This window comes from Leeuwenhoekiella marinoflava DSM 3653 (assembly GCF_900129005.1).
Taxonomy (GTDB): Bacteria; Bacteroidota; Bacteroidia; order Flavobacteriales; family Flavobacteriaceae; genus Leeuwenhoekiella; species Leeuwenhoekiella marinoflava.
Window position 1 is genome coordinate 69,532 of sequence record NZ_FQUN01000017.1, and the last position, 19,972, is coordinate 89,503.

Annotated in this window: 13 protein-coding genes; 2 read left to right on the forward strand and 11 right to left on the reverse strand. The window is 37.7% G+C overall.

What is annotated here, in order from left to right; all coding sequences use genetic code 11:
• Positions 1–49 precede the first annotated feature (49 nt).
• Both BUB91_RS15470 and BUB91_RS15475 read left to right on the forward strand, forming a co-directional pair.
• Complete coding sequence (locus tag BUB91_RS15470) at positions 50–790, forward strand: hypothetical protein (RefSeq protein ID WP_073100181.1); 741 nt, start codon at positions 50–52, stop codon at positions 788–790.
• An 83-nt stretch (positions 791–873) separates the two neighbouring features.
• Positions 874–1,407, forward strand: a complete 534-nt coding sequence (locus BUB91_RS15475; protein WP_073100182.1) for a hypothetical protein — start codon at positions 874–876, stop codon at positions 1,405–1,407.
• Between the two features lie 51 nt (positions 1,408–1,458).
• On the opposite strand, the gene rhaM is transcribed toward BUB91_RS15475, so the two are convergent.
• From rhaM to BUB91_RS15530, 11 genes are all read right to left on the reverse strand, one after another.
• Positions 1,459–1,776: an L-rhamnose mutarotase gene (rhaM, locus tag BUB91_RS15480; protein ID WP_073100183.1), complete on the reverse strand. Its 318-nt coding sequence runs from the start codon at positions 1,774–1,776 to the stop codon at positions 1,459–1,461.
• A gap of 4 nt (positions 1,777–1,780) precedes the next feature.
• Positions 1,781–3,088 (reverse strand): DUF4861 family protein, encoded by a 1,308-nt coding sequence (locus tag BUB91_RS15485; RefSeq protein WP_073100184.1) that lies wholly within the window; start codon positions 3,086–3,088, stop codon positions 1,781–1,783.
• 66 nt (positions 3,089–3,154) lie between these two features.
• Positions 3,155–4,540, reverse strand: coding sequence for a sulfatase-like hydrolase/transferase (locus BUB91_RS15490; RefSeq protein WP_073100185.1), 1,386 nt, complete (start codon positions 4,538–4,540; stop codon positions 3,155–3,157).
• Positions 4,541–5,079: 539 nt separating this feature from the next.
• On the reverse strand, positions 5,080–5,493 hold the full coding sequence (locus BUB91_RS15495; RefSeq protein ID WP_128759372.1) for a hypothetical protein: 414 nt from the start codon (positions 5,491–5,493) through the stop codon (positions 5,080–5,082).
• A gap of 169 nt (positions 5,494–5,662) precedes the next feature.
• Positions 5,663–7,039 carry a DUF4998 domain-containing protein gene (locus BUB91_RS15500; protein WP_073100187.1) on the reverse strand — a complete coding sequence of 459 codons (1,377 nt, stop codon included), beginning with the start codon at positions 7,037–7,039 and terminating at the stop codon, positions 5,663–5,665.
• 39 nt (positions 7,040–7,078) lie between these two features.
• On the reverse strand, positions 7,079–8,815 hold the full coding sequence (locus tag BUB91_RS15505) for a RagB/SusD family nutrient uptake outer membrane protein (protein ID WP_073100188.1): 1,737 nt from the start codon (positions 8,813–8,815) through the stop codon (positions 7,079–7,081).
• A gap of 11 nt (positions 8,816–8,826) precedes the next feature.
• Positions 8,827–12,027, reverse strand: a complete 3,201-nt coding sequence (locus BUB91_RS15510; protein ID WP_073100227.1) for a SusC/RagA family TonB-linked outer membrane protein — start codon at positions 12,025–12,027, stop codon at positions 8,827–8,829.
• A 24-nt stretch (positions 12,028–12,051) separates the two neighbouring features.
• On the reverse strand, positions 12,052–13,512 hold the full coding sequence (locus BUB91_RS15515) for a fasciclin domain-containing protein (protein WP_073100189.1): 1,461 nt from the start codon (positions 13,510–13,512) through the stop codon (positions 12,052–12,054).
• A gap of 34 nt (positions 13,513–13,546) precedes the next feature.
• Positions 13,547–15,220 carry a fasciclin domain-containing protein gene (locus BUB91_RS15520; protein ID WP_073100190.1) on the reverse strand — a complete coding sequence of 558 codons (1,674 nt, stop codon included), beginning with the start codon at positions 15,218–15,220 and terminating at the stop codon, positions 13,547–13,549.
• An 11-nt stretch (positions 15,221–15,231) separates the two neighbouring features.
• On the reverse strand, positions 15,232–16,701 hold the full coding sequence (locus BUB91_RS15525) for a RagB/SusD family nutrient uptake outer membrane protein (protein ID WP_073100191.1): 1,470 nt from the start codon (positions 16,699–16,701) through the stop codon (positions 15,232–15,234).
• Positions 16,702–16,713: 12 nt separating this feature from the next.
• Positions 16,714–19,971, reverse strand: coding sequence for a SusC/RagA family TonB-linked outer membrane protein (locus BUB91_RS15530; RefSeq protein ID WP_073100192.1), 3,258 nt, complete (start codon positions 19,969–19,971; stop codon positions 16,714–16,716).
• Position 19,972: the final 1 nt, after the last annotated feature.

A 19,972-nucleotide genomic window follows, 5' to 3' on the forward strand; every position in this document is an offset into this window, starting at 1 on the left:
TTGCGTATATAGATTATCATTCTTAAAGTTATCAAGTGAATATAAAACTATGAGCTCTAAATTATTAAATAGTGATAAACTAGTTTTTATCACTTTAATTGTCTTGGCCGCAATCATCAACCTGTCGATTGTAGCTTTTATGGATTTAGAGTCCAGTAGATTAGCTCGTTTAATGACGATTCTACTTTTTCTAATCTACTTTTTGGTAGAAAAGAAAATCGTTAATTTCTGGACGCTTTCTGCGTTGCTATTTTTTACTATTCGTGATGTTTTTTTTCAATTTTATGAAGAGCCTTTGGGATACAAACTCTATTTGATAATAGGTATATTATGCTATGTTACTCTAGTTTTAGAGCGAATGCCTAAGATTTCAGAAATAAATATTAAGCCTTCTGTTATCGTTGTGACCTTATTATTAGTTGCGGCAAATACTTATACACTTTATGTTATTATGAATATGAGTATGGTTACCCATACTTTTCATGATAATTTAGAACCTCTTTTGCTGTATGCATACGGCGCGGCAATGATGGTATTAGGAGTACAGGCTATCGCTTATAACAATAAATACAACAGCAATCGTTCATTACTATATATCTTTTTTGCATTCGGTTTTATATTTTCAGATATCGCGGCTTTGTTTGCGTATTATTTCAACTTTGAAATGTTTTACTTCCTCGACCGTTTTTTCTTCTTAGGTTCATTAGCGATGCTTGTTAATTATGGACTCAATTTTGAAAGTGTAAAAGAAGAATATTATCAATTTGAAATGATTGATAAAAAGCTATAGTACTTTTTTAAACCTTTATTTCTATTTAATTTTATTAAAATAAGATAGCTTTCTATCTTGTAATGAATTTAAATTGAAAACTAATGGCAACACTTTTGGGCATTGGCTCTCGCATAAAACATGACGAATTAGGAGCTGGCGTAATTACTAATGTTACTTCAAAACATTATTGGGTAACCTTTATAGAAAGCGGCTTAGAAACTTTAGATCTGGATACAGATTTTGAAGTTATTGAAGCAGTAGAAGATGAGGTTGATACAATTAGCTTTTATGAAGTTGAAAAAACGTTCAGAGGGCTTTTAAAGCATTATTCTGATATATCTGAAGTAATTCCGCTTGCAGACAAGTGGAAGGGCGGGAGCATTACTCTAAATCCAGCAGATCCTAGTCTTTCTAACAAAGAAATTCCTATAGATACCTTTTTCCATAAAATCGTAATGGTGCGTGATCGCATTCGGGTAATGGAGCAGAAAATAAACGCAAGCAAAAATCTTGATGATCAGGAAAAAATAGATTTGCAGCAATACATCACCCGTATTTACGGAAGTCTGACAACATTCAACGTATTATTTAAAAACAGTTCTCAAAACTTTAAAGGAGAAAGCAAAAAGAAATAAAAAAAAGCAATGCTGACAATTTTGCCAGCCTTGCTTTTTGTCTTTAAGAACTTACTTCTGAAGTTGAAAAACTTCTTGTAAAGATGTTTCTATCGGTGAATTGTCTGCATTGGTTTCCATAATATCAGCCATAAAAGCCCACCATTTTTTTACTATTGGATTCTGTGGTATTGCTTCGGTAGTATGATTTTCTTCTAAGGTTTGGAAAGCAAACAAAGTCCCGGTTTCTTTATCCAAAAAAATAGAATAATGTTTTATTCCAGATTCATTTAAAAGGGACTGAAGTTCTGGCCAGATCTCGTCGTGACGTTTTTTATATTCTTCTTCAAAACCCGGTTTGAGTTTCATCGTAAAGGCTTGTATTTGCATGGTTTTATTCTGAAATCTTTTGATTTTCGGTATTTATACTGATATCCAATTCGGTATAAAGCGTATTAGCGAGATCAGTAACATATTGTTTGAAAAAAGCAACATCTTTAAAACGCTTTTCCTGACTCAACTCCCATCCTGAAACTCCGTAATAAGTTATACTTTCATCATTTTTGACATTTACTTTAGCGAGATACGACTGCATGAACTTGCCTGCATCCGGAGCTTCGCTATAACTGGTATATTTTTCTGAAGGCAGAATAATAGCAGTACCCATAACCCAGGTTCTGTCATAAGTTAACGAGTCATGCTGAATTAAAGCTGTCCATTTTTCGGTTTTTAGTTCTTCAACACCCTTTTTATTATTAATATTAGAGAGACCGATAGCTAGCGTGTCTTGTGGAGCTAGACCGTTAACAGCAACTGTATTTTGAAAAGCATACATTCCCGGCCAGATTGTTGTAATTTCTTTTGCTTGATAAGTATTTTCTTCAGTATTCCAATTTGTATAACTGTACTCCATTGAAGATTTTACAGGACCTTCTTCCAGAATTTTAAAGCTTGTTTTTTCGATATTATTTAACGTGTCTGTTACAAGAATTCCCAGACGCTGAATTTTTCCGTTAGCTATAACTCCAAAACCACCTAGGCCAGCAGAATTTCCTACCGGGAAAACATCGCGACCCCAATCTTCCATAGTATGGTAATTATCTACCACAGCTTTTGCTGAATCAAGACCAACATTCTCGGGTGATATAGCAGCGATTTTTTTACCATAAACATCTATAGCGTTTCTACCATCCAGATAATGTCTAAAAGCCACCTTATCATTTTCCCAAGTTGGCCCATCAGTTTGGTATTTCTGAAAACCTAATGCCTTTGGCATATCTGTAGCACTTAATGTTTCTGAAGTTGCAGGCTTCACCGGTTGGTCTTTTGAATCTCTTTTGCCAAAGCGTATGCTGGTTTTTGTTTCATATTGAGGTTGCTTTTCTACCCATTTAAACTGAATGTTTTTTGAAGCATTTGCCACAATATCAATAACAAAAAATAATTCATCATTCCTACCGTCTTTGTTGGAATCACTCAACTGTGAAGCTAAAGTGTCGCCTTCAATTAAGAGTAGTGGATGTTTTGATGAACTTGTTTGTTTTGGAAGTTCATCAAGAGCTAAACCCACGGCTTTTTGCTTGAGATCAAAATCGGTAGGATTTGAAAGCTTAATAGTAGTAATACTTTTTTCTTGAGGCTTATCACAACTTGTCAAAGTAATTGCAAGTAGCGTAATAAAAGGGAAAATTATTTTTTTCATTAAATAAAATAGTTTAAGAATTCTTCAAAAGGATTATAAAGTTAATAAATGTAGTAGTACTAACATTTAATCTTTTAAACCTACATTAACTTCGTCTGTATCTTTAGCAAACTCTTCTTTTAAGATGGCTAAAAGTTTTGCAACTTGTTGTTGATTTTCTTTAGCTATATTTTGTTCTTCGGAAGGGTCTTCTTCAATGTTGTAAAGTTCAAAATCTGTTTCGCTAGTCATATGTCTGGTACGAATCAGTTTATAAGGTTTTACAATAACCGATTCTTGTATGTGTCCTCTGATGTAAATAGGAGCGTTACGGTTTTGATTTTCTGTTGAAAGCAAATCAGAAGCTATTTTTCCTTCTACAGAATTCGGAATATTCTCAGCATTCGCCCAATTCAAAAACGTGGGCATAAAATCTATAACACTAATGTAGTTTTCTGAAGTTCCGGTATTGAGATGTAGAGGCCAAGATATAATTCCCGGAACCCGTATTGCGCCTTCATAATTAGAGGTTTTAAAATCTCGTAAGGGAAGATTACTACCCAGCTTATAATTGGGACCATATTTACCATCATATTGTGTTGTAGGTATCCATTTTTCCTGTGCACCGTTATCGCTCACAAAAAGAACAACAGTGTTTTTGTCTAATTTTTGATCTTTTAAAGTTTTAAGTATCTCACCAATGCCGTGATCCATATGAGCCATCGCTGCCGCATATGCTTGTCTTGAGCTATCTTTTATAGTACTGTATTGTTCTAGCCAAAAGTCAGGTTCTTGTAACGGAATATGAGGTGCACTGTAAGCAACCTGTAAATAGAAACGATCAGTTGAATCTTGGTCTTTGATATAGTTTACCGCATCTTTCGTAAGCAAATCAGTAACGTGGCCTTCTTCAGTGATGAATTTTCCATTTTTGTACCATGTACTATCGCCATTTTTATAGGTATGCGCATATTGATCAAGTTGACCGTGTAAAAATCCGTAGGAATAATCAAAACCGTAAGCCTCTGGTCCGTTTTCAGGTTGTAAACCCAAATGCCATTTACCCATCAACGCGGTTTTGTAATTCAGTTCCTTGAGGGTTTGTGGTAATGTTTTAATACCATCAGGCAATTTTAGTTCACTTCTTCCACTAATAGGAGCGACAATACCCATACGGCTCGCCGGTCTTCCTGTCAGAAAACTAGCTCGTGCTGGAGAGCAAGTAGGATAGGTGTAAAAACGGTTTAGAATCAAGCCTTGATTGGCCAAGCTATCTAATGCCGGAGTTTTAATTTCTGAACCGTGAAAGCTGAAATCATTCCACCCGGCATCATCAGCAATGATGACTAAGAAGTTAGGTTTTGTTATTTCTGAAGCCACTCCATCTTGTTGCTCTTTTTTGCAAGCTGACACCAGAAAGAGCATTACAAATACAGACAGAACATAGTTAAAGGAAGAAGAGGTTTTAATCATTTTCTTGGTTTAGCAAAGGTTTATATTCCAAAAGAAACACCGTGGTGCTTATCAAAGTTAAACGTACTGCCTGTATAAAGTGTCCTGTTCTAACCTGACTAAACGAACCCTGATTAATGAAGCTGATCCTGGTTTTTATTGGCGCCGCCAAGAGGTTTAATACTCCAAGGCTTGCCTCGAAATTGAAAATTCTTTTCCAACCAATGCCTCAAGGGCTTGCCCTGAGGTAGTTTACTCAAAACCGATTTATATTGACCGATTTGATTGTTAAAAACCTATGCTGTTTAGGGTGATAACACGCTTTAACTACGCTTTATCTACGCCTTTGATACGGCGTTGCCTCGTTTTAAAAATGGAGAAGATCATTTTTAGTTGAAATAATCTTGACAACCCCAATAGTCATCCTGTTCTAAGCTGATTAAATTTGTTTTATAGGGGAGAAGGAATAGGTCTAAAAAAACAATGCCACGGCATAAACCGTAGCATTGTCCTCTCAAAATTAGAACTCAATCTAAACACAAACAAAGTCGTTATATCGGTTAATTGGGAGAAATATGTAAAGTGAATACCTCTTGACTCCCGTCAGTATATATAACATCAGAGGTGTATGCTAGGAAGGATACATCAGCGGGATTGGGAGGCGTAAAAGAGTGAGTTAACGTAGCTCCCGAAGTGCCATCATACTCATATAGAGTAACCCAACTAGCAATTGGACCAGAAGTTTCATAATCAACATAGACGGTTCTTCTTTCAATTTGTTTGTAGGTATTTATAGAACTACTAATACTCCAGGTTGAACCTGTAAAATTAAAACAAGGTTCCATATAGGAATAACCATTGGAGGACCAGAGATATGGAGTGCCACCCCAAGAATGCCAATTGGTAGTATCTAATTGATAACAAGGTACGGCTGAAGATTCATCTACAAGAATGGGATCACTAGGCGGGTTCATAAAGAACAGGATCAAAATAGTTGAAACTTTAATAAGTAAATTCATAATTACCATTTTTTATAAAAGCTTACTCTTTAAGGGATTTTCAGCGTACTCCTGTTAAAACTATATTTTCGGTATCCTAAAAAAGTAAAGATCATTTCTTGTTCTATAAAACTGAGACACTCTACTAATCAATCAATCTAAGTATTTCCTGAAGGTAAACTTCTTTAGCTTCAGCTGTAATAGGGAAATAGATGGAGGAACCATCGAAATCAATTCCAAATCCAAAATAAGTTCGTGGTCCTGCGGCTGATTCTCCGGCACCATCATAGAATTCGGTTTCAGCAGAAAAACGAACGAAAAGGACAGAGCCACCGTCATCATTGTCTGCTTCACCAGGAGCACTATCAGCGAGGACCTCTCCATTAGAGGTTTTGTTGATGTATAATAAATTATTAGGCGTTTGAAGCCACGGAAGCGTATTGTCACCACTAAGGGTCACATTTGTAAAAACTGCGTCATTAGGTGAATTTACTTTCACGTTTACGACATCGTCGTTGCCCGGGGCATATTCTACAGGGTTTGAGGCGTGGTCAAACCAATTTAAGCGGTTGGAGCGGGCCATCCACTGCGAATTAAGAATGAGCGGTGTAGTTAAAGAGTTCCAAGCGGTTTTTTGTGCGCCGGCAAAATCTCCTGAGCTTCCGCTTCGTCCAATTATAATGAGATCGGCATCATTAAGCATGTCGATATCGGATTGTGCTGAGGTATCAAAAGAAGAATTATAATAAGTGCTCACATAAAAGCCCTGATCTCTTAACCAGTTGATTTGCTCGTCATCATTAGCATCATCGGTAACAAAAATAATTTCAGGAATGGGTTCAAATGAGGTCTCTGTATAGGCTGTGTAAATGGTGTCAAGAGCTGTTGGTGTAGGCACATAAAGCGATCTGAACTTAAAAGGAGACTCTCCTAAATAATCGGGGATATTGAGTGAATTTCTTTTTGGATCTATAGATAATTCAATGGTTTCTCCTTGGGTATTCTGGTAAATAATTTCAGTATTGATGATTCCGCTACTCAAGTCTGTTGCACTAAAACTTACATCAAGATTAGTGTCTAATAGCGTGCTGGAAGTGAGGCTTCTGTTTGCAATATTTGCTTGAAATTCAGAGCCAAAAACTTCGGCTCCGGCAGTTATTTCTTTAGAGCTGTTCCCTTGAGCATCTAGGTTCACGGCTCTGAATATATAGATGCGTTCTTCAAGATTAGTAATGGTCTGTTGAATAGTATCGGCACCGTTTCTTGCATCAACAGGAATGCTCAAGGCATTAGCATCATCTCCCCAGGAGATCATCATCTCAGAAACATTAGGATCATCAACAACCGCTTTTACAAGCACCTTATTGATTCCTGAGCGCACCTCTAACATTTTTACAATAGCTAATGAGTTCGTAGTATTCTCGTTAGAAAATAAGGAGTCGTCATCATTTTTACAGGATAGCATGCTTAAGGCTAATGAAAATAGCAGCAGCAGTACTGAATATTTTTTATCAAATTTCATTTTGTCTAGTTTTCAATTGATCTATATAATAGCAAGCATTTAATCTTCCTTTATTTCCCACTCAAAAGGTAAGTACCAGTTGGCTTCATTCATTAATTTTGATCGTACGGCACCTGCTTCGGCATTGCCTTCGGCTCTTAATTTGTCATAAATTTTGTTGGCCAAAAAGGCAGGGTCTTCCCGTCTACGTGCAATGCGCACCAAATCTTCCCACCGGCTACCTTCAAAGGCGAGTTCTAAAGCAGCTTCTTCAATTAGGTTGTTTTCGATAGAAATTAAACTATCCCCCACAACTTCAACTGGACGAACATACCCTCTGCCACGTACTCCGGTGTTTCTATGCCAAGTAGCTCTATAGCGAGGAAAGTCTCCATTTCTTGCATCAAAATCATAAGGGAAGGGAAGATGGGTTTGTTCTATATCTGTTTTGTCTACAGCACCCTCAACGGTGTAGGCTTCTCTAATACCGCTGTTGAGCAATGCATTTGCAAGTTTATGATTGCCATCGCGATTTGCAGCTTCGGCAAACCTCAAATGCATTTTAGCGGCTCTATATAAAAACCATCGCCCGTCTTGGTTAAACATATCTATAGGCATTAAAGACTCTAGATCGAGATATCCATATAAATATTTTTTTACTACAGGTTGTTCACCTACTGTAAAGTAGCTAAATCTTCTTCCTCGTGCGTCGTAGGGAAATCCGTTAAGCTGGGTTTGACTATCCCAAAGGTTTATAGACCGCTGAGAGGGCTTTAATTGATATTCGCCTTCTTGAATAGAGAATAGCCTTATAAACGGATTTTCAGGAGCAAAGTTAGAATCAAAAGGCAGAGACCAAATCCACTCTGTATTCCAAAGATCATCACGATCTCTTACAAACATACTACCCCAACCATCGGTTTTGGTATCGATTAAAGCTCGTGCATCTTGGTCTCTGTATCTTAAATATTCTACAGCGATACCTTCATCGTTAGGAAAAGAAAATGGCATTTTATAAATATTCCAATCATCGGTACTCGCCATTAAGGTTTTGTAATAAGAAGCGGCCTGCGTGTAATTGCCAATCCATAGATTTAAATCACCCAATAAACACTCTTTATTGATGTAAAACTTACCGGTATTATAACCATCTACATCAATAAGTAAAGAACTGTTAGATTCATATGACGTAGTGTAGGGTAAGTTGTTTGTAAAATTCACTAATTCGTTTAAAAGTTCATCAAATGAAATCTTTGGATATCTGTTGGTATCGAGTAGATCATCTAAATTTTCAATAGGTGTGGTGATGTAAGGAACATTTCCATAATGAATACCAACTTGTAAGTATAACCAAGAGCGTAATGCTCCAACATCTGAGTAACGCTGTGCGTGCTCGTTTTCTGTCAAACGATTTTCAGAAAGCATAATATCAAAGTTTTTGAGCGCATCGTTACAATTATTAATCAGCTCATAAAATGCTTTTGGATTTGCATATGGATTGTCACTACTTACCTGATGAATCTGAAGTTCGTAGAGGTAGGGGTCTGCATTCACTGTGGTGCTTAAAAGATCTGCTCTTAACTCGTTTAAGATGACATGTTTTTCTGCAAGAGTGATAAATTTACCGTATATACCCGTTATGATGGCATCTGCATCATAGACATCAAGATAGGTTTGTTCTTCTGCTAATTTATCCTTCGGCGGAACGTCTAAATATTCACTACAGGATGATAAGCCTAAAGAAATCACCCATAAAAGGAGTAAATGATAGGAGGTGTATTTTTTAATAAATTTCATAATACTATATTTTATAAGCCTAGGCGTAATCCTAATTGTACACTTCTAAATTGTGGAGTTAGCCCTGTGTCTGCTCCCTGTCCAAAGATTGAATTGGTAGGGCTAAATTCTGGATCAAAACCAAGGTAGTCTGTAAATGTTAAGAGGTTGTTTGCAGAAGCATAAAGCCTTATATACTTAATGTAGTTCCAGTCTTTAACTTCAAAATTGTATCCCAATACGAGTGTTTTAAGACGTAGGTATGAGCCGTCCTCGATCCAACGATCAGAGAATGCCGCATTATCCATAGGATCGCCCCAAACTGCTCGTGGAACGTTGGTTTGCTGTCCTTCGGTAATCCAACGATTAGTTACTGAAACCGTTTGGTTTTCATAACCTTGCATTTTTTCTAAATTATAGCGTAGCCCGTTGTAAATGTCATTACCAACTGAAAATGTAAACAAGGCTTGAAGGTCAAAGCGTTTCCACTTTAGCGAAGCATTAAAACTACCGGTAAGATCGGGGTTGGGGTTTCCTATTATATCTTTATCCTGACTGTCGATGATGTTATCTCCATTAGAATCAACAAAGCGTACATCACCCCCTTGATAAGGTATCAAGTCACCGTTTGCCATTCGTTTTAATAGTCCTTCCGATTGTGCCGTTGCTGTTGTGGCATAAACACCGTTTGTTTTGTAACCATAAAATAAATTGGCATCATAGCCTTGCGCTGTGATATACGTGGCTTCACCAAAATTGGTAAAAATCGGATCTCCAGGAAGATCGGTAATTTCATTTTGATAGCTCGCCAGATTTACACCAAAATCAAGTTTCAGATCTGATGTATTTATGATACGACTGTTAAGTGCTAACTCTGCACCACGCGTGCGCATACTTCCGCTATTTGATACAACATAATCAAAACCGGCGATTTCGTTTACAGACTCGTAGGTAATCATATCGCTAGTAGTATTCTCATAAACGTCAAGACTTAGATTAAGGCGCTCTTTAAATAGCGAGATATCAGCACCTAGATTAAGTTTTCTTACAGTTTCCCATTTTAAGCCGGGGTTTCCGATGTTGCCTCTTACTAAACCTTGTAGCCCGAGTAAGTTTTGAGAAACATAGAATTTTTGAGCAGTATAATTACCTATATCATCATTCCCGCTAAATCCAAGTGTAGCTCTAAGTTTTAGTAAGTCTATTGCGGTTGCATTTTGCATAAAGGCTTCAGATGACAAAAGCCAAGCACCGGATAAAGAACCTAAAACAGCAAAGCTGTTTTCGCCCAAATTAATCCCCCCATCATTAACCTCATTGCCAAAACGGCTAGAACCATCTAAAGATGCATTTAAAGTGAGGTAATATTTGTTTAGGTAATTGTATCTGTTACTCATATAAGCATTGAGCCAGTTCCAGTCTCCAAGTTGCCCTCCTACATATCGTAACAGGTTACTACCAGCACCAACATTTTTAAAATCATCAGTAGCCGAGTTGTACCCTAAACCTAAATCACTTTCTGATTGATTAGATTGTGTTCTTAAGCCTAGGCGTATGTCCAGGCTGTGTGAATTGTTTATGGTTTTGCTGTAGTCTAAATAGGTGTCAGTAAATAAGGTGTAAAGTCTTTGAACTTCGCTACCACTTCTGTTATTTGCAATTGCCGTAGGCAACACAATATCTGCAATACCTAAGTCGGGGATAAAAAAGTTCTCTCGCTCTTTGTCATAGGTGAGGCCTAAAATGGTGTTGAGGTTCCAAGTATCGTTAAAGACGTATCTGAAATGCAGATTTCCGAAAAAGCGGTAATTTTCATTTCGTCCTATGCCTTCATTAATAATCGCTATAGGATTCCCTATTCCTAGGATGTCTACATCGGCAAGATTAGGAGAAATTTCTCCTGCATCACTTATCACGTTTGTACTCGTAAATGGTGCTTTTGTTAAGGCCAAATATAGCGGGTTTGTTTTAAACGCTAAACCTTGGTCAAATTGATTTTGAATATTGCGAACAAATGAGAATCGCGCGTCCATAGACAGCTTTTCGGTAAGTCGTAGAGAAGCATTAAGGCGCATATTGTAACGTTCTAAATCATTTTTAGTCATAACGCCTTCACTTTTTAAATAGCCTACAGATAAGCCATATTTTGCAATGTCATCACCCCCACGCACTTTTAAGAAGTAGTTTTGGTTTATCCCAGTTCTAAACACTTTATCTTGCCAATTGGTATTGTTATGATAGCGGGCATAATTGCCATTATTAGGATCATCTATCATCCATGGTTGGTTTTGTAATTGTGCTTGACCATTTTCTTGAGTGGCAAAGATTTGAGAGAGGTAGGTACGGTATTGATCTACTCCTAATACGGGTAATTGGTCTGGTGTTTGATTCACACCTCCATACATTGTAAAATCTATTTTTGTACTCAATTGGTTGGGGCGGGTTGTGTTGATAATAATCACTCCATTGCCTCCTTTTGTTCCGTAAAGTGCAGATCCATCTTTTAATACGGTAACATCCTCAATATCCTTAACATCAATATCAGTTAAAGGAGAAGAACTGTGGTTTTGAATAATTCCAGAGCCATAATCTTCATCATCATAAATCATCCCGTCAACTACTATTAACGGTTTATTGGTACCGTATAAAGAGTTTATTCCTCGAATTGTGATATAGGATCCAGATCCAGGCACTCCAGATTTTCTCACAATGTTGAGACCGGGAATGCGTCCTTGTAAAAGGTTACTTACCGATTCTTGTACAGGGTTTCCCCATTGTGACTTTTCTAAAGATGTAACTGTAGAAGCTCCGGAATTTTCAAACTGAATTTTCTCAGGGCCTGCAAGATCTGCCTGCTGATAAAATTGGGAGTAATTAGCTTCAAAGAGGAAAATTTCGATGTTTTCTTTTTGCTGCTGAACAGGGTATACTTTAGCTTGATATTCCTGTCCTTGAATGGTTAACAAGGCATCTAAATGTGGGACATTAATTTCAAATGTACCATCGTCGTTAGATATAGCCGAAGCATAATTACCTGCAGCAATATTAATTCCTGATATACCTAAGCCATTTTCTGCATCTTTTATAACACCTTTTATGAGAATCCCCTTTTGCTCAGTTACAGAATCAGTGGTGCTATCGTTTTCCTGTTCTCTTTGTGCGTAGAGGTTTTCTCCAAGGGTTCCCACAAAAAACATGCTTATTAAGCAGGTTAGTTGTAAAATTTTTCGCATAATCATTAGTTTGTTTAAATGAAATTATTGGATGACTGGTATTAGCTTAAGATAATCCAGAGTTAATGTGTTATTACCGTTAGATCCTGTGTTTGCAGCGATCAGCGAGATAAAGTCTATTTTGCCAGCTTCTTCAAGTGTAAATTCACCTACGTAGACTTCATCGTATACATCTGGCGGAACATCAGTATAGGGTAATAATGCAATAGGGTCAACGATTTCGCTGCCATCTTCAGACAAGGTTCCTCCTATGCGAAGACGTTGTTGAAACGTGTTGCTTTGAATGTCATTTACAGCGCGCCAATACACTTGATACGTAGTACTGTACATATCATCTGCCTCATAATTAATGGCAAACTGTGCCGCACCATGATTTTGAACCATTATATCGTAAACAATACCTCCTTGTGGGTCAGGTCGTTCTCTATAAAAGGTAGAGGCTTCTTTGTCATTTCTGCTAAAACTCTTAGGTTCTTCACCTTGGATCTCTGTGGTGAGTAATCGTTTTTCTAAAGGCACATCTACTGTACTCATGCGGTAAACAATACCATTACTCACAGGAATCTCTTCAAGAATTTGCGATTGATCTAAAGGAACTTTGACACCAAATTTTGAGACTAGCGTGTCCGGCAAATTCTCTCTTGAATAAATGCCTTGAAACGTCATATCTCGCAAAGCAAAATATTGTGCATAAATTTTGGTAGAATCAACAGCACCTTTATTGAGGTAGGGTACTAATTTTTCTGTTTCAGACTCAAAACCATCATTTTCCATCAATAAAAAGGTGTACTTATTCTGCTCGTTATTTAGGTTATACACATTGTGTAAATACGAGTTGGTCAAGGAATCAGCAAATAGCGTTTGCGCATCAGGATTTGCTTTTGCAATACTGTCTCTACGATGGTAAATATTAAAATCATCCAGACTGTATAGATAAGCACCTACTGAATACTCTGCTTTATTCTCCTCTAAATATTCCCAGATATTAGGTCGTACCTCTAGAGCTTGATCAATGGTATAGAAAATACCATTGCTAGTGTATTGATCTGCGGTAACCACTTGTGAACCTGCAATACGGTTGCCTTCTATAAATTGTAGGTATTTATTGGAGAGCATATGAATAGTAAGGGTGTCTTCACTATTTACAGAAGAATAGGCCGATAGTGTAATGTGGTTTTTAATAAACAAACGGCTTTTTTCGAGGTCGCTCAAGATACTCTCATCTACCTGATTCATCGCTTCATTTGTAGGAGCCCAAACCGTAAAGGTTTTAGAGGCTTTTAGAATACTATCATATCCGGTTTCTACTAATAATTGCCCAAAAGAGGAGGTCTCGGTATTCTCAAGCAGGCGTTCACTTAAGTTTTTTTGAAGATTTTGATCCCCTTCAGCAGAACGATCATCCCAAGGGTCTGAGCAATTGCTAAGACCCATAGAAAGAACTCCTATGAAAAGCCACTTGGTATATGTATTTAGTGTTGTCATTCTTTTATAATTAATTTTTCAATCAGGTATCTTTTTATTGTTCTACAAGTCCGGTTGGTGAAAACCTTGGGTAGATCTGATCCATTTCTATAGGTCTAAATTCGATCACATCTATCCATGTTTCCTGACCGGCATTCGTTACGGCATTGAAACGTATTTTATGACGCCCAGTGGTTTCTACCTCAACAATGCCTAACAGTCTTGAGTTGAATCTATTAGTTTGAGGAGATACCGGTATTTTATACCCTTGTGATTCTAAAACTCTTTCAGGCTGTGTAGTGTTGCCGTACTCCGTGAAGTTTAATTGCCTTGATAATTCTTCATCGTTAAAAAATACTTGAACATTAGGAGATGCGTTAGGTGCCGCGCGATAAGAAACCCAAATTTTATACCTACCTTTTATAATTACCGGAGTTGTAAACTCGATGTTATTAACATAACCATCTCTTAGACGCTTAATTTGCATAACATCAGCCCAATACCCGTGGCCATAGGTTCCTCCTCCAGGAGTATCAACTCGGTACATTATTTCATCATCACCTTCCCAATCTACAAATTGTAGATCTTCTTTAGCAAACGAAGCGCTTTGCCCAGGAATTCTAAAAACTGAGGCTAGTCGTCTTATTTCTGGTTGATCACCGGGATCAAAATATACAGGAGTTGGAAAACGTTTTTTAATGTCAAAATTGTTTTTGACTAAATGGAGAACCCCATTAGTTGTAGTAACATCACTCTGGTCTCTATTTAAAAGCACGCCTTTTTCAAGGACTCCGTCAAAGGTTTGCTCATTGATCAATACGCTATCTTGTGCCAACTTAATCCCGATCACTTCTTGAGGAGCCTCTGTACTGTGGGTTGGTGAGTTTACCAAATCTGCTACGTATTTTAAGCCTGGGAGTATGCGATAAGCGACATACAAATTGAGGCTATCCTCTGGGTTTGTAGGCTGCCCCAAATGGCTGTATCGCTCTTCTAATTCTTCATAGCTGCTAAAACCGGCTCTCTCAAAAGCCTCATTGGTTTGTGCAATTAGCGATAGGTGACTCGAGATACTGTCTTGATCATAAGTTACCGGTTTGTCAAGAATATCATACCAACCTGTTGCTTTCAATGCACTGGTGAAAATAGAAAGCGATTCTTGTGTTTCAACCTGCTGAGCAAGGCTTAGTTTTGCAATAGGTAAAACTTTGTCAATCACGTGAATGATCCCATTACCTACTTCGATATTTGAAGATACTATTCGTGACTCTTTGTTGACGATTATACTTGATGATCCCCCTTGATTAGAGGCTCCTGTAACCAAATATTGGCCTTGCATAGTGGGAGTTGCAATTTTACCATCGTTAAAATCTGTAGTTATGACTTTGGACTCTAGAATGTGCAGTTTTACCAAATCTTGTAAATCCTCAATGGGTAAATCTGCAGGAGAAGAAACACCTGCAGTATTCAGGTAGCTTTCTACAGCATCATTAGTAGGCAGGAAAAGCGTATAAGTCCCATAGGTGTTTAAAAACGAGGCATATCCGGTTACCTCCAAGAGTTCGAGGAACATAGAATACTCTTCTTCATTTAGTTTAAGGTATTCTGTTGCGTTAACAGTTTCATCTGTCGATTCTTTGTATTTATCTACAGAACAATTGAAAAGGGTAATGCTTAGAATTAACAATACAAGCCCTTGTAAACCGGTTTTTATATTTAATTTTTTCATGACTTGAATTTTTAGTTATAAAATGGATTCTGAACCAATTGTTTATTGGTAAATAATTCATTTTGATTTATAGGTAAATAATGACTGTTGGGATCCTGCAATTTGTTCCTGATAGACTGTTGTTGACTAGGAGGAGCACTTGAGAGCGCCATTGTAAGGATCAGATCTAATCGTGCATAATTATCACGTCTTGCAAAACGCAATACATCAAACCAGCGTTTACCTTCAAAAGCCAGTTCTCTTGAACGTTCGGCAAGAATATACTCTGCTATACTTGAGGGATCATTAGCTGCAGGAGTTTGTGCTGTAAGTTCAAGCGCTTCACGAAGTGTTCTGATCTCTTCTATGATAGCGATGGCTTCTTCACCACGGTTTAACTCATTTAAGGCTTCGGCTTTCATTAAAAGCACATCGGCATAGCGATAAAAAAACCAGTGTGTGTCTGAGGTTGTGGTGGTTTTACGTTGATCTCTGTTTAAACCAATAAACTTATAAATCTCAGCACCGCTAGAAACTATGGAAACACGTTCTCCGCGGATATCCTGATTTTCTGGATTTTGTTGATCTATACCAAAAACATCGCTTACCGCTACCGCTGAAGCACGATACTCAGCTCTTTGAAAGAAAACATTTATAAACGAGTTAAGGTTTTGATTGCTGTATTGTAGTTCAAAAATGCTTTCACTTGAATTACCTTCTCCATAAACGGTACCAAACCAGCTATTGCTTGCCGGAATGAGTTCGAAATTACCGGAGTCTATGATCTTATTTGCCGCTATGAGTGCATTGTCAAAATCATTGAGCCAGAGAAAGACTTCGGTTTGCATTGCATTGATTGCATACTTTGTTATACGACCTTTATTCTCAGGAATGGTCTCATATTCTTCTACTGCATATTCTTCAGCAAGGCTTAAATCTTCAGCTACTTGTCTAAAAACCTCTTCTTGAGGTGTTGTAGGAAGTTGAAAATTATCAGTATCGTTTAAAGTTGCCTCTAATTTTAATGGAACGTCCTTAAATGTTTTAGCCAACGTCAGGTAGAGATACGCTCTAATTGCTAAGGCTTCAGAGAGGTAATTTTCTAACTGTTCTTCTTCAAGCGTAGGATCTTCGTTAAGCACGGCAGGAGCAAGGTCTATAACTGTATTACAAAAGTTTATAGTTCTGTAAAACATGGACCACTCTGTTAGTGCATTGGTAGGAAGAATGTTTGTAGTATTTAAGAAAATTTGATTGTCTGAAGCATTTTGCCCGGGGATAACCATATCTCCTCTTAGCTCTCCATACATAAACAGGCGTTCGGTAAAGCTTGCATTTCCTACCATCTCTGAGTAAATACCAATAACGGCAGCCTGAACGTCTTCTTTTGTTTTCCAAAAATCCTGACGTACTGTACCATTGGGTGGGCGCAGGTCTAAATATTCATCGCAAGAAAAGCAAGTGAAGACAAAAATTAGGATCGTTAATATTCTTATTTTCATATCAGTATTTTTTTAAAATCTAGTTGAGAGTCCAATTGAAATTCTACGGGTAGGAGGCGTTCTTGAATAATCTATTGAAATATCAAAAGGATCTCCTCCGGGTAGTCTAACTTCGGGATCTTGTCCTAGATATTTTGTAAACGTAAAGAGATTATCTGCAGTGATATAAACCCGTGCATCATCTATTTTTAGGTCTTTTAGAAACTTTTTACCAAAGTCATAGCTAAACGTAACCGATCTTAAGCGTAAAAACGAAGCGTCTTCAACATAGCGGTCTGAACCTAACCAGTTATAACCAGCACCATTAATAGCTCGAGGTATATCGGTTTGATCTCCAGGATTTCTCCATCTGGAGAGCACTGCTGTACTTTGGTTATCCCAATTGTACATGTTGGTGGTACGCATATTTGTACCGTTTATAACATCAAAGTCAAGTCTATAGGTGAAAAACATGAGTAGTTTAAATTGATTGTCAAAGGTTACAGTAGGCCCAAAACCACCTGTAAATTTTGGATTACTATTCCCCAGATAAACCACATCACGACTATCTATATTTCCATCTTTATTGATGTCTTCATACTTGGCATCACCAGGTTGAAAAACATAGTCAGTATTAGGGTAGTTAAAACGCATATTTACGATTTGCCCGTTAGGACCGGTAATCACATTTCCGTTTGCGTCTCTGGCTTGGGTTGCGTCTTGATCTGCATAAACACCTAAGAAACGATAGCCGTAAAATGAGCCAAAAGGGTTGTCTACTTGAAGAAATCTTTTAAACTGTCCGTTTTCAGTTACATTACCTGACTCATTAGGGAAAAATTCTGAGATTTCACGAATAACGTTTTGGTTATGAGAGATGTTAAAGTTGAATTCGACTCTCCATTTATCTGATTTATATGGGGTAGTGTAGAGTCCGACTTCCCAACCTTGATTATCGATGGTACCCACGTTTCGGTCAATGTTGTTATATCCCGAAACTGATGTTAAGTCTAGATTTCTAAAAATTAAATCTTCTGTTCTATTCTGATAAAAATCAACATCAAGTATTACTCTTCTGTTAAATAGTTGAAGATTAAACCCTAAGTTTTTTCCGGTTAAGGTTTCCCATTTAAGATTTGTTAATTGAATATTTGAAGGGTATACACCGGTATATCCTAAGTACTGTGTGTTAAAGTTTGTATAATTACTAAAGTATCCATAGTCGTCACGGGGAACACCTCCAGATTTTCCGTAACTCGCTCTAATACTCAAGTCATCAATCCAGTCGTAATCTTCCATAAACGGCTCACCAGATATACGCCATCTTCCGGAAAATGATGGAAACATGGCATAACGGTTACCAGGGCCAAATTTTGAATTCCCATCGGCACGAACCCCTACATTTAGAATATAGCGATCAAGAAGGCTGTATTGTGCATTTATAAGTCCGGCAACATTTCTCGATTGCAGGCTTCTTGAATCTAGAGCAAGATCTGAATTTTGAGTACGTGAGGGTACTGAAGGGTCTGTAAGAAATGAAGAAGCTGTATTTGAGGTCAAAGCGTTTTGCGATTCATATCTATAATCATTTGTTTGAAGGGACAGTATGGTTTGCAGGCTATGATCTTCACCCAAATCCGGCGTATAAATAAAATTGGTCTTAGAGGTTACACTTGTAATGTCTACATCTGAATCTGATACTCTATTGACCACGGTTTCTGTAATAGGTCTACCCGTAGCAATTTGCGGTAAAAATGATTTTGTCTTCGTACTGTTAAAATCAAACTGTAGATCAAAGGTTGAAATTAAACGATTAGGAATCAATTCAACATTTAAATTGAAGTGCGGTACGATACGTTCTCCCGTTTGTTCGTTGGAAGCATATTCTGCCATTGCAAGTGGGTTGAACGTTCCTGGATATAGACCTTGAATGTTTTGTGCCGGAGTGAAATAATTAGGCGTAAGTTGGCCGCGTTCATTATATTCAAAAACACTCATATTGGGCATTTTGGTATAGGCTTCTCCAAGAATGTTTTCATAATTGCTATCGGTGTTACTGTGGGTATAGGAGATGTCCGTTTTAAATCTTATTCGGTCAGAAACTACATAATCGAGATTAAGTCTTCCGTTTATCCTTTGGTAGCCCGTACCTTTGGTAACCCCTTTAGAATCATAATATCCTACAGAGGTAAAGTATCGGGCTTTTTCACCACCTCCTTGTAAAGATAAATTGTGCTCCCCTGTAAGTCCTGTTTGGGTGGCAGCAGCAACCCAGTCGGTGTTATTACCATAGTTTTTAAAGAAATATACTTCTTGAGGATCGTATTGAAACTCTTTATTAGCCAAAGTATTTAAGGGAACTCCATTTCTATTCATAAAAGCTTCCGGAATCAATTGAGAGTATTGGTCTCCGTTGAGCATTGGGATGGTTTTTGGTAATCTTGAATACGTTCCTCTAAACGTATAACTTATTTTAGGCTCACCTACCGATCCTCGTTTGGTATTGATTACTAAAACCCCTGCAGCAGCACGAGCACCCCACATTGCTGTGGCGGCTGCATCTTTAAGTACACTAATTGATTCGATATCGGTAGGAGCAATGTTTAAGAGTGCTGCATAGCCTTGAGCATCTGCAGTACCAAAATTAAAGCCACTAGGAACTTCGGTTTCATAAGGCATACCATCAACCACTATGAGTGGATTTGATGATCCCGAGATCGATGAGGTACCTCTGATGCGTATTTGCATTCCGGCCCCTGGATCTCCGCTATTAGCTACGATGTCTACCCCAGGCATTCTACCTTGTAAGGCTTCATCTATAGAAGCGGCTTGTGTGGTTTCAATATCACTTGCTTTTACCGTAACAACACTGGTGGTTTGATTACGTTCTGCGATGTTAAGTAATCCAGATTCGGTAGGTTTTTCAACTGTAATCATTACTTCATCAAGCTCATCAATATCAGGAACCAGGCTAATCGTGAGTTGTCTGTCACTGGTTATAGGCAAGGTTTTGGACTTAAAACCAAGAGTGGAAATCACTAAATTGTTGCTTGGGTTTTTGATTTTAATTGCAAAGTTTCCGTCAAAATCAGCAACAACGCCGGTAATGGTTCTTTTTTCGTTGTCTTGCTCTATAACTGTAGCACCAGGTATTGGCTGGTTGGAGCTTTCGTCTATTACGGTTCCTCTTATCACAATCTCTCCTTGTTGTGCAGCGGCGGAAGAACCGGTAAGCACAAGAGTAGTGATAAATGAGAGCGCATAAATAAAATGGGTAATTTTATGTATCATA